This is a genomic window from Allosphingosinicella sp. (assembly GCF_036402135.1).
Taxonomy (GTDB): Bacteria; Pseudomonadota; Alphaproteobacteria; order Sphingomonadales; family Sphingomonadaceae; genus Allosphingosinicella.
Window position 1 is genome coordinate 21,689 of sequence record NZ_DASWTN010000030.1, and the last position, 11,603, is coordinate 33,291.

At 64.5% G+C, this 11,603-nt stretch carries 12 protein-coding genes; 4 read left to right on the forward strand and 8 right to left on the reverse strand.

Annotation, left to right across the window (positions count from 1 at the left end):
* Nucleotides 1–13 precede the first annotated feature (13 nt).
* On the forward strand, nt 14–772 hold the full coding sequence (gene mazG / locus VGD10_RS08820) for a nucleoside triphosphate pyrophosphohydrolase (protein WP_331040448.1): 759 nt from the start codon (nt 14–16) through the stop codon (nt 770–772).
* On the opposite strand, the gene hflX is transcribed toward mazG, so the two are convergent.
* The 5 genes from hflX to dusB form a co-directional block, all read right to left on the reverse strand.
* Nucleotides 769–2,079 carry a GTPase HflX gene (hflX, locus tag VGD10_RS08825; protein WP_331040514.1) on the reverse strand — a complete coding sequence of 437 codons (1,311 nt, stop codon included), beginning with the start codon at nt 2,077–2,079 and terminating at the stop codon, nt 769–771. The genes mazG and hflX overlap by 4 nt on opposite strands.
* Entirely contained in the window at nt 2,076–2,564 is a 489-nt protein-coding gene (gene hfq, locus VGD10_RS08830; RefSeq protein ID WP_331040449.1) for an RNA chaperone Hfq, read from the reverse strand. Before hfq ends, hflX begins: the two co-directional genes overlap by 4 nt.
* Before the next feature lie 113 nt (nt 2,565–2,677).
* Nucleotides 2,678–4,072 carry a sigma-54 dependent transcriptional regulator gene (locus VGD10_RS08835; protein WP_331040450.1) on the reverse strand — a complete coding sequence of 465 codons (1,395 nt, stop codon included), beginning with the start codon at nt 4,070–4,072 and terminating at the stop codon, nt 2,678–2,680.
* Nucleotides 4,072–6,351, reverse strand: coding sequence for a PAS domain-containing sensor histidine kinase (locus VGD10_RS08840; RefSeq protein ID WP_331040451.1), 2,280 nt, complete (start codon nt 6,349–6,351; stop codon nt 4,072–4,074). The genes VGD10_RS08835 and VGD10_RS08840 overlap by 1 nt, the downstream gene beginning before the upstream one ends.
* A gap of 74 nt (nt 6,352–6,425) precedes the next feature.
* Nucleotides 6,426–7,424: a tRNA dihydrouridine synthase DusB gene (gene dusB, locus VGD10_RS08845; protein ID WP_331040452.1), complete on the reverse strand. Its 999-nt coding sequence runs from the start codon at nt 7,422–7,424 to the stop codon at nt 6,426–6,428.
* A gap of 67 nt (nt 7,425–7,491) precedes the next feature.
* Here dusB and VGD10_RS08850 point away from each other — a divergent pair, with 67 nt between their 5' ends.
* On the forward strand, nt 7,492–8,643 hold the full coding sequence (locus VGD10_RS08850) for a bifunctional 2-C-methyl-D-erythritol 4-phosphate cytidylyltransferase/2-C-methyl-D-erythritol 2,4-cyclodiphosphate synthase (protein ID WP_331040453.1): 1,152 nt from the start codon (nt 7,492–7,494) through the stop codon (nt 8,641–8,643).
* Nucleotides 8,640–9,167, forward strand: coding sequence for a CinA family protein (locus VGD10_RS08855; RefSeq protein ID WP_331040454.1), 528 nt, complete (start codon nt 8,640–8,642; stop codon nt 9,165–9,167). Before VGD10_RS08850 ends, VGD10_RS08855 begins: the two co-directional genes overlap by 4 nt.
* Here VGD10_RS08855 and VGD10_RS08860 read toward each other — a convergent pair.
* Both VGD10_RS08860 and lipA read right to left on the reverse strand, forming a co-directional pair.
* Nucleotides 9,113–9,589 (reverse strand): type II toxin-antitoxin system RatA family toxin, encoded by a 477-nt coding sequence (locus VGD10_RS08860; protein WP_331040455.1) that lies wholly within the window; start codon nt 9,587–9,589, stop codon nt 9,113–9,115. The two genes, VGD10_RS08855 and VGD10_RS08860, sit on opposite strands and share 55 nt — an antisense overlap.
* Nucleotides 9,590–9,598: 9 nt before the next feature.
* Nucleotides 9,599–10,519, reverse strand: a complete 921-nt coding sequence (gene lipA / locus VGD10_RS08865) for a lipoyl synthase (RefSeq protein ID WP_331040456.1) — start codon at nt 10,517–10,519, stop codon at nt 9,599–9,601.
* An 83-nt stretch (nt 10,520–10,602) separates the two neighbouring features.
* Here lipA and VGD10_RS08870 point away from each other — a divergent pair, with 83 nt between their 5' ends.
* Nucleotides 10,603–11,241 (forward strand): carbonic anhydrase, encoded by a 639-nt coding sequence (locus tag VGD10_RS08870; RefSeq protein WP_331040457.1) that lies wholly within the window; start codon nt 10,603–10,605, stop codon nt 11,239–11,241.
* Here the strand turns inward: VGD10_RS08870 and VGD10_RS08875 are convergent.
* Entirely contained in the window at nt 11,238–11,558 is a 321-nt protein-coding gene (locus tag VGD10_RS08875; RefSeq protein WP_331040458.1) for a CAP domain-containing protein, read from the reverse strand. The genes VGD10_RS08870 and VGD10_RS08875 overlap by 4 nt on opposite strands.
* Nucleotides 11,559–11,603: the final 45 nt, after the last annotated feature.

Below are 11,603 nucleotides of genomic sequence, written 5' to 3' on the forward strand. Positions count from 1 at the left end.
ATCGGACTTATAGATGCAGCATGATCTGCCGCTGAGGGGCCTCTCCCGCCTCGTCGCCATCATGCGCGCTCTACGCGATCCGGACAGCGGCTGCGCCTGGGACAAGGAGCAGACGTTCGAAACTATCGCGCCGTACACGATCGAAGAAGCCTATGAAGTCGCTGACGCCATCGAACGGGGTGATATGGCGGAGCTGAAGGACGAACTCGGCGATCTCCAGCTTCAAGTCGTCTACCACGCGCGTATCGCTGAAGAGCGTGGCGCTTTCTCCATCGAGGACGTGCTGGAAGGCATTTCCGCCAAGATGATCCGCCGCCACCCGCACATCTTCGGCGAGGAAAAGGAAAGCCCCGGCTGGGAAGCCTTGAAGGCCGCCGAACGCGGCGAACGTGAGGACAAGAGCGCGCTGGCCCATGTCGCAAAGGCGCTCCCGGCGCTGAAGCGCGCGGAAAAGCTGCAGAAACGAGCAGCCCGCGTCGGTTTCGACTGGCCCGACGCCTCGGGCCCGCGCGCCAAGATCGATGAGGAACTGGCCGAAATCGATCAGGCGATGACGCAGGAAGAGCGCGCGGCCGAACTCGGTGACCTTCTCTTCTCCGTTGTCAATTACGCCCGCCATCTCGATATCGACCCTGAAGCCGCCCTGCGCGAAGCAGCCCAGCGCTTCGAAACGCGCTTTCGCAAAGTCGAGGAAATCGCCGAACGCCCGCTCGACCAAATGAATATCGACGAGTTGGAGACACACTGGCAGCGTGCCAAACGGGAGGTTTAGACCAGCTCTCCGAAATGGGCGCAAAACCGCGCCCAATCGGCGTCGGCGATCCGCACTTCATATTCGGTCTGAAGCCCGTCCGGCCTTTGCTCGACCACCTCGCCATTGGCATAGAGCCAGGCGATCGCCTCGCCCGCTTCCGCCGGCAAGGTCACCGTCCGCACCCGCGTCCCCGCCCGCAGCTTCTCGGCGGCGCAGTTAAGCAGCCCCTCGACATTCTCGCCATTGAGCGCCGAAATCACCACGACATCATCGCGCCGCGCCGCCTCCGCGCGCACCCGCTCGCCCTCTTCGCCTTCTAGAGCGTCGATCTTGTTCCAAGCCTCGATCAGGGGAGCGCCCCCTTCCCCACGCGCGCCGATCTCCTCGAGCACCTGCTCGACGTCGAGCCGCTGAGCCTCGCTGTCAGGATGCGAAATGTCGCGGACATGGACGATGAGATCGGCCGAGATCACCTCTTCGAGCGTCGCCCGGAAGGCCGCCACCAGCTGGGTCGGCAGGTCCGAGATGAACCCCACCGTGTCGGACAATATTGCCTTCTCAATGCCCGGCATGCCAATCTCGCGCATGGTCGGATCGAGCGTGGCGAACAGCAGGTCCTCCGCCATCACGTCGGCATTGGTCAGCCGGTTGAACAAAGTCGACTTGCCCGCATTGGTATAGCCGACCAGCGCAATCACCGGCCACGGCGCCCGCTGCCGCCGCGCGCGGTGGAGCCCCCGCGTCCGCGTCACCTGCTCCAATTCCTTGCGGAGCTTCGCCATCCGGTCGCGGATCAGCCGCCTGTCCGCCTCGATCTGCGTTTCACCGGGCCCGCCAAGGAAGCCGAAGCCGCCGCGCTGCCGCTCAAGGTGGGTCCAACTCCTGACGAGCCGCCCTGCCTGATAATCGAGATGCGCCAGTTCCACCTGCAGCCGGCCTTCCGCCGTCGCCGCCCGCTCCCCGAATATCTCGAGGATCAGACCCGTGCGGTCGATCACCTTTGCCTTGGTCGCACTCTCCAAATTCTTCTGCTGGATCGGGCTGATCGGCGAATCCACGATGATGAGCTCGGCCTCGGCCTCGGAAGCCGCAGCCGCAATCTGCTCCACCTGCCCCGATCCGAACAGGGTCGCAGGCTTCGGCTGCCGCACCTTGAAGTGCAGCTTCTCGGCCACGACCACGCCGATCGCCTCGGCCAATCCCGCCGCCTCCTCAAGCCGTGCACCCGCATCGCGCCGCGCCTCGCCGCCCATTTCGGGGAGGGCGATCACGGCCCGGGCGCCGCGCGCGACGTCGGCGTCCGCGTCCCGGTTGAAAACGCTCAGGCGCCCTCCTCCCCTTCAACGAGGCTCACCGGATTGTCGGGCTGCACCGTCGAAATGGCATGCTTGTAGACGAGCTGGACCATGCCCTCGCGCTGGAGCAGCAGGCAGAAAAGGTCGAACGCCGCCACCTGCCCCTGCAGCATGACGCCGTTCACCAGGAACATGGTGACCGGCTCCTCCGCCTTCCGCACCGCGCCCAGAAACACTTCCTGAAGGCCCGACGGCTTCTTCTTCTCCTGCGCCTCAGCAAACGCCTTCTCGATATCGGCAAGGTCGACCGGCTGCGCGGGCATGATCGTCGAGATGGCGTGCTTATAGATAAGCTGCGCCTGTCCGTCCCTCCGCAGCAGTACCGAAAAATTGTCGAACCAGGTGATGATGCCCTGCAGCTTCACGCCCTTCACCAGGAACATGGTAACCGGCGTCTTCGATTTGCGAAGGCTGTTCAGGAACATGTCCTGGAGGTTGTTGACCCGCTCGCTCATGGCGCGTTCTCCTTATTGGCGGGCGCTTCCCGCGTGAGCGCCGTGGCTCGGCGTCTTGGCTTCAAGGTAAAGGCGGCGCGCCCACTTTCAATATCATGGATGATGGTTCGCGGCTATTGCTCGCCCTCATCCCCTCCCCGCGTCTCGCCGAGCCCAAGCGCCTTCAGCTTTCGGTGGAGCGCCGACCGCTCCATGCCGATAAAGGTCGCGGTGCGCGAGATATTGCCCGAGAAACGCCTGATCTGAACCCTGAGATACTCCCGCTCGAAGCTTTCCCGCGCCTCGCGAAGCGGAGCGCCCATGATGGCCTTGACCGCCTGTCCGGGGCTGAGTTGCGCCTGCTCGTTCAGGATCTCTGGCGGCAGCATGTCGATCTCGATACAGCCGAGCCGCTCGCTCGGCGCAAGGATGATGGTGCGTTCGACCACATTCCTCAACTGCCGAACATTGCCCGGCCAGTCATAGGCCTGGAGCGCGGCTAGCGCATCGTCGCTGATGCTCGGCGTCTGCACACGCTGCTCGGCGGCGTAACGCGCTGCAAAATGGTTCACCAGCTCCGGAATATCCTCGCGCCGCTCGGCAAGCGCCGGAAGGTGCACCGGAACGACGTTGAGGCGGTAGAAGAGGTCCTCGCGGAAGCGCCCCGCCGCAATCTCTTCCGGCAATTGCCGCGCGGTCGAGGACACGACCCGCATGTCGACCTTCACCATCCTTTGCCCGCCGACGCGGGTAAAGCTCTGGTCGGTCAGCACGCGCAGGATCTTGGCCTGGGCCGGGATCGGCATATCGGCGATCTCGTCGAGGAACAGGGTGCCGCCATGCGCCTGTTCGAGGAGGCCCGGGCGGACGAGCTCGCCCCCCTCCTCCACGCCGAACAATTCCTCTTCGACCCGCTCAGGCGTCATCCGCGCCGCGGACACGACGATGAAGGGCGCCTGCACCCGCGGGCTCCAATTGTGGAGGAGGCGCGCCGCCACTTCCTTGCCGACGCCTGCCGGCCCGGTGATCAGCACCCGGCTTCCGGTGCCCGCAACCCGCTTCAGCGTCGCGCGCACATTGTTGATCCCGGCGCTCGATCCCGTCAGCTCCGTCTCCTGCCCGATCTGGGCGCGAAGCGTCTCATTCTCGCGCCGCAAGCGGTCCGTCTCCGTCGCCCGCGCGACGAGGTGGAGCAGATGCCCGGCCTCGAACGGCTTTTCGATGAAATCGACCGCGCCCTGCCGGATCGCCGCCACCGCCGTATCGAGATTGCCGTGGCCGGAAATCATCAGCACCGGCAGGGTCGGGTCGCGGCGCTTGATCTCCTCCAGAAGCTGAAGCCCGTCGAGCTTCGATCCCTGCAGCCACACGTCGAGCAGCACCAATGACGGCCGCCGGTCGGCAAGCGCGTCGATCGCCTCGCTGCTGTTGGCTGCCGATCGCGTCGAATAGCCCTCATCCTCTAGGACGCCTGCGACCAGCTCGCGAATGTCCTGTTCGTCGTCGACGACGAGAATATCCAATGCCATCAGCCGCTTGCCTTCATGTCTTCAGTGAAAATCATTCCCCCCGTGTCGAGCCGCCCAAGCGCCTCGGAATCGAAGATCATGCGGACGATGCTTCCCCCGCCCGGCGCGTCTTCAAACTCCATTCGGCCCATATGTTCCTCTACGATCTTTTTGACGATGGCGAGGCCGAGGCCGGTGCCCTTGGCGCGCGTCGTCATATAGGGTTCGGTAAGCCGCCCGCGCTCGCTCGGCAGGCCGATGCCGGTATCGGAGACCTCGATCACGAGCCGCCCCGCATCTTCCGCGATCCGCATCGAAACGCGCTCTTCCGCGCCGCCGGAGCCACCGTCTCTTTTCTGCTGGATTGCCTCCACCGCATTCTTGACGACGTTGGTAAGCGCCTGGCCGAGCTGCCGCCGATCGCAGACCAGGGTCGGCGACGGCTCCGGCGCATCGAGCACGAATTTGACGTCGGGATGGGCGACCTCGTGCAGGAACAGGGCTTGGCGTCCAACCTCGGCAATCGCCTCCTCTCGGAACACCGGCTTCGGCATCCGCGCGAAGGAGGAGAATTCGTCCACCATGCGCCTCAGGTCGCCGACCTGCCGGACGATGGTGCCGGTCAGCCGCTCGAAGGTGGAAGGATCGGAGCTGATTTCCGCGCCGTAGCGGCGCTGCAGCCGCTCGGCGGCAAGCTGAATCGGCGTCAGCGGGTTTTTGATCTCATGTGCGATGCGCCGCGCGACGTCGGACCAGGCGGCCCTCCGCTGGTCCATCAGCTGGTCGGTAATGTCGTCGAACGTGATGACATGGCCATTCTCGGTCGTGACCCTCTTCACCGCAAGCGTCCGCGGATCACCGCCGGACGCGAACTGGATGATCCCTTCCCTTTCCTCGTCGCCAAGCTGCTCGTCGAGCTCCGGCGCAATCTCGGCCAGCGTTCGCCCGACGGCGCTATTGTCGGGCGTCTTCAGAAGGGTTTCGGCGGAGCTGTTGATCAGGCGCACCCGCCGGTCTTTGTCGACCGAGATCACGCCGGCCGTGACGCCCGAAAGCACCGCCTCGATGAGCGCGCGGCGGCTGTCTGCCTGCCGGTTGGCAGTGACAAGCTCGTCGGTCTGTTGCTGCAGCCGGCGCGTCATGCGGTTGAAGGCGTTGCCCAGGGTGGCGACCTCGTCCTGCACCAATGATCGCGGCACGCGGGCGGAAAGGTCGCCGGCAGTGACGCGCTTGGCCGCATCCACCAACTCCCCCACCGGGCGCACCAGCCTGTCGGCCAAAGTCAGCGCGACCCAAATCGCGATAGCCACGATCAGCAGCGAGATGAGCAAAAGGAAGGCGTTGAAGCGGAATTGCAGCGTCCGCGACCGGGTCAGCGTCTTCTGATAGTCGCTGGCAGCGGTGCGCGCTTCCTCGATCTGGCGGATGACGCCCGCATTCACCTTGCGCGAAATATAGAGATAGACCTCCTCCTGCGGGTCGAGCCGGATGATCCCCTCCACCCGGTCGCCGGCATTGATCGCGACGCGGCTGTCGCCCCCTTCCCTCAAATTGCGGAGCACACCGGGGTTGATGCGCTGCTCGAGCGGCCGCTCGTCGAGATTGACGAAGGCCTGCAGCCGGGGTGCATTATCCTCGCCGATCGTGACGATCGCCGCTTCGCTGAGGTCGCGGTAGACCGTCTGGAGGAAAAGCTGCTCCTCGAAGGCCGGGCCGTCGATGCCGACATCGTTGATGATGGTGACGATATCGGCGCCCATCGCATTGGCGTCGCGCTGGATGCGGGCGAGATTTTCCTCGGCATAAGCACTCGCGGCGCTCTCAGCATTCTCGAGCACCGTCCGCGCCCGGTCGGAATACCAGAATTGGACGCCGCTTTGAAAAAGCAAAGACGCGAAGATGACCACAAGCAGGGTCGGAACACTGGCCAACACTGAGAAGACGGCGACGAGGCGGAGGTGCAGCCGTCCCCGGCCCCTCGCTGGCGACTGGGCGGCGCGGCGGATGGCGACGCGGCGGGCAACCAACACCATCAGCAGCATCGCGGGAACTAGGTTCGCGACCAGAAGCATCGCCGCCGCCGAGGGCGACAGGAATGATTCCCCATCGCCTGCGCCGGTGATGATGAAGTAGCTGATCGTAGCCATGGCGATCAGCACCACGACTGCGCCGATCTCGATAAGCGGAATGAACGGGCTCCGCCTCAGCGCGACCGAAAGCCTGCGCCGCCAGCGGGGTCTGCGAGGAAGGGTGATCGGCGCTTCAGCGTTCACATCTTCGGGTACCACAGGATGTGGCATAAAGAACACAGTAATTTTTCGCTATTTTCAGCGGCTCGGCGCTAGGATTGTTGCTTTCACCGCGCAGGCGGTCGTCAGGCTGCAGCCTTGGTGAGCCACGGCGAATAGAAGTCGCGAAGCATCGCCTTCGCCGCCTTCGGGTCGGCTTCCTTGTTGAAGGCGTTCCGGAACTCGGCCGATCCATGAAGGCCGCGTGTGTACCAGCCGATATGCTTACGTGCGCAATTGGCGCCGATCACCGGACCGTAATGCTCCAGCATCGCCTCATATTGCTCGATGATGATGCAATATTGCTCGTCGATGCTGGGGTCCGGCAGCCGCTCGCCGGTGCGGAGCCAATGCATGACCTGCCCCAGCAGCCACGGCTTGCCGTAAGCGCCGCGGCCGATCATCACGCCGTCCGCGCCCGATTGCTCCAGCGCCGCTATCGCATCGTCGATCGAATTGATGTCGCCATTGGCGATGACGGGCAGACTCACCGCCTCCTTCACCTTGCGGATGAAGCGCCAGTCGGCCTCGCCCTTGTACATCTGGTTCCGGGTGCGGCCGTGAACGGTGATCATCCTCGCGCCGAGATCTTCTGCGATCCGAGCAAGCTCAGGCGCGTTGAGGCTCGAATGGTCCCAGCCCATCCGCATCTTGACGGTGACCGGCACCTTCACCGCCTTCACCGTCGCGTCGATCAGCGACGCGGCAAGCGGCAGGTCGCGCATCAACGCAGAGCCCGCATCGCCGTTCACCACCTTCTTAACCGGGCAGCCCATATTGATGTCGATGATCGCCGCTCCGCGATCCTCGTTGAGTTTGGCCGCTTCCGCCATCTCGCTTGGCGTGCAGCCGGCAAGCTGCATCGATACCGGATCCTCGATCGGGTCCCAGGCGGCCTTCTGGATCGACTGACGCGTCTCCCGGATCATCGCCTGGCTGGCGATCATCTCGGTGACGGTAAGGCCCGCGCCGTAGCGCTTCACGATCCGCCGGAACGGCCGGTCGGTGACGCCGGTCATCGGCGCCAGGATGACGGGCGCGTCGATGCGGACGGGGCCGATGTCTATGGGCTTCAGCTGCTGCATGGGAAGGCGCGCACATAGAGGGAAATGCGCTGGCGGGCAAGGTTTCGCCCGGCTAAGGGGCCCCTGCATGGGGACGAACGGAAAGACGGTGGTTTTGGTGGTTGCCGCTGGCAGCGGCAGCCGCGTGGGCGGCGACCTGGCCAAGCAATATCGCCACGTCGGCGGGAGGCCGCTCCTCGCCCATGCCGTCGACCGTCTCCGACACCCGAGCATCGACGAAATCCGCGTCGTGATCGGCCCCGGCCAGGAAGATCTTTACCGCGAGGCGATCGGCGACCGCGCCCTTCCCTCCCCCATCACCGGCGGCGAGACGCGCCAGCAATCGGTCCGCAACGGCCTCGAAGCGATTGCCGCCGAGGGCGGTGCGACCCACGTCCTCATTCACGACGCCGCCCGCGCTTTCCTCCCCGCGGCAGTCATCGACCGACTGCTTGATGCGCTGGAAGCGTCAGAGGCCGCTGTACCCGTGTTACCAGTGACCGACACTCTGGCTAAGGCGTCTGAAACCCTCGGTGAAACCGTAGCGCGCGACGAAATCGTGCGGGTTCAGACGCCGCAAGCCTTCCGCTTCGACACCATTCTCGGCGCACATCGCAGCTTCACGGGCGAAGCGACCGACGATGCCCAGGTCGCCCGCGCCGCCAGCATCGACGTCGCCACCGTTCCAGGCGACCCCGCCCTCGAAAAGCTCACCTTCCCGGAGGATTTCCGCCGCATGGACGAAGCCCTGCTCGTCACCCGCACTGGCCTCGGCTTCGACGTTCACGCCTTCGCCGAGGGCGAGGAGCTCTGGCTCGGCGGCCTCCTCATCCCGCACGAAAAGGGCCTCAAAGGCCACAGCGACGCCGATGTCGTCTTCCACGCCGTAACGGATGCGCTGCTGGGCATTCTCGGCGCGGGCGATATCGGCGACCATTTTCCGCCCTCCGACCCCCAATGGCGCGGCGCATCCTCAACACTATTTCTCAAACATGCTGCTCAACTTATTGAAGAAAAAGGCGGAAGGGTCGATCACATAGACGTCACCATAATCTGCGAGGCCCCCAAGATCGGTCCTCACAAAGATGCGATGCGCGGCAACTTCGCCAACATCCTTGGGCTCCCAATCTCCCGCATCAGCGTTAAGGCCACCACGACGGAACGGCTCGGCTTCACAGGCCGCGGCGAAGGCATCGCTGCCCAGGCGATCGCCACCGTCCGGATGCCGGAGGACCAATGACCGACAAGCGCGACACCACCCTCCCCCCGGAGCTGGTCGACATGGCCCGGCAGGTGATCGAGGCGAACCGCGCCCGCGGCAAGCGCATCGCCGTCGCCGAAAGCTGCACCGCCGGCCTCGTCGCCGCAGCGCTCACCGAGATCCCCGGCTCCTCCGACGTGTTCGAGGCGGGCTTCGTCACCTACTCCAACGAAGCCAAGATGGACCTGCTCGGCATCAGCCTCGACGTGCTTGAGACCTTCGGCGCTGTCTCCATCGCCGTCGCGTGGAGCATGGCGCAGGGCACCCTCGCCCGCACCCGCGCGGACACTGCCGTCGCCGTCACCGGCATTGCCGGCCCGGAGGGCGGAACACCCGGTAAACCCGTCGGTACGGTCGTTTTCGCTCGGGCAAGGCGCGGCGCGGATCCCGAAGAAATCGTCGCCGACCGCAAGGATTTCGGCGACCTCGGCCGCGGCGGTGTCCGCCTTCAGGCGGCGCTCTGCGCGCTCGAACTGCTGATGCCGGTGGCGCCGTCGCCGTAAAGCTGGTGCGCCCGTTCCTCGAAGGCGCTCGTCATCTTGCGAAGCGCCCGGTCGAACACCTGCCCGGCCAAAGCCTCGAAGATGCGAGAACGGAAGGCGAAATCCACGCAGAAGCCGACGTTCGTACCCCCCTTGCCGTCCGCCTCAAACGTCCAGCTATTGTGCAGATATTTAAGCGGCCCTTCGACATAGTCGATGACGATGCTCTCAGGCCGGCGCTTGTTCACCTTCGATGTGAAGGTCTCCTTGATGGACTTGAAGCCGACCACCAGGTCCGCGATCATCGCCGTCTCGCTGTCCGACCGGATGCGGGTCGCCGCGACCCACGGCAGAAATTCCTGATAACGCTTCACGTCCGCGACCAGATCGAACATCTGCTCGGGAGTGTAAGGAAGATTCCTGGTTTCGCTGTGGCGGGGCATCGCCCTTAACTAACGCGCCGCCGCCAGCTTTGCTTCACGCGCCGCCTTCATCTTCGCGAAGTCGTCGCCCGCATGGTAGCTGGACCGGGTGAGCGGGGACGCGGCCACGAGCAAGAAGCCCTTCGCTCGTGCAATCGCCGCATAAGCGCTGAATGCCTGCGGGGTGACGAACTCCGCAACCTTCGCATGGCGCGGTGTCGGCTGCAGATACTGACCCATGGTGAGGAAATCGATGTCGGCCGAGCGCATGTCGTCCATCACCTGATGAACCTCGAGCCGTTCCTCGCCGAGTCCTACCATCACGCCGGACTTGGTGAAGATCGACGGGTCATGCCGCTTCACGCTCTCCAGCAGGCGGAGCGAGGCATAATAACGTGCGCCAGGGCGAATGGTCGGGTAAAGCCTGGGCACCGTCTCCAGATTGTGATTGTAGACGTCGGGCCGTGCCTCGATGATCTTCTCCACCGCCGCTTCCGCCTTGTTGCGAAAATCGGGCGTCAGGATTTCGATCGTGGTGGAGGGCGTGTTCCGCCGGAGCGCCTCGATCACCTTCACGAACTGCCCCGCGCCGCCGTCCGGCAGGTCGTCGCGGTCGACGCTGGTAACCACGATATGCTCGAGCCCCAGCTCGGCGGCGGCTACGGCCACGTGCTCGGGCTCGAGCGGGTCGACCGCGCGCGGCATTCCGGTCTTCACGTTGCAGAAGGCGCAGGCCCGGGTGCAGGTGTCTCCGAGGATCATCACCGTCGCGTGCTTCTTCGTCCAGCACTCGCCGATATTCGGACAGGCCGCCTCCTCGCACACCGTTGCGAGGTTCAGGCTGCGCATCAGCTTCTTGGTTTCGGCAAAGCCCACACTGGTCGGCGCCTTCACGCGAATCCAGTCGGGCTTGCGCTGCTTCGGCTGCACGATCGGCGCGATCTCGTTCATGAGGCGCAGATAGCGACCTCACGCCGCTCTTGCCACCCCTCCCTGCCTGCGTTTAACCGGCGCGCACTTGCAAGGGGAGCATTATGGCCGACTTCAATGCGCTGATCGACGGATACCGCCGTTTCCGGGCGGACGGCTGGGCAAAGGAGCGGCAGCGCTGGTCCGAACTCGCGGAGGGCCAAAGTCCAAAGGTGATGGTGATCGCCTGCTCCGACAGCCGCGTCGAACCGGCCCAGATATTTGACGCGAGACCTGGCGAGATGTTCGTCGTTCGAAACGTCGCGGCGCTCGTTCCACCTTTCGAGACGGGCGGCGGTTACCATGGCGTTTCAGCCGCGCTAGAGTTCGCCGTGACTCAACTCCTCGTCGAGGAGATTATCGTAATGGGTCACGGCTTTTGCGGCGGCTGCGCCGCGGCGCTCACCGGTCAATTCGATCTTGCCGATCATGGCGAAGGCCATTTCATCGCCCACTGGATCGATCTTCTGGATGAAGCGCGAGCCCATGTGCGCGCCGAACATTCGGAACCCTTCGACCGCCCCGCCTTCCGCGCGATGGAGCAGGAAGGCGTCCGCACCTCCCTCAATAACCTTCGCACCTTCCCATGGCTCAAGGACCGCGAGGACAGCGGCCAACTGGCCCTCCACGGCGCGTTCTTCTCAATCGCGGAAGGCGTACTCCATTTACTGGATGAGCAAACTGGCGAGTTTAGCGCCGTCTAAGGCACCGGCTGCCCTGTCACATTGCCCGGTGGCGAATAGCGGCAGACGAGGTAATCGTCGCTTCGGCCTTGATGAAGCGCGCAACCGACATTGGTCGTGCTCCGCCAGATCATCTGCGTGTAGTGGGCGACATCGCTCCAATTGCCGCTCGTGCTGACGTCGGGGAAAAAGCCGGATCGGAAGTAGCGTCGCTCGCCCGACCAGCCGCCGATCATGTCCTCAAGCGAATAAGCGCCGCGCGTCCCCATCCAGAGATTTTCGCCCTGCCCCGGCCGCGCCTCGCGCGGTGCGTGTCGGAAGCTGCCAGAGGATGCCAATTCCGCTGCATAAGCGGCACCGCTGCATAAGCGGCAGCCGCTGAG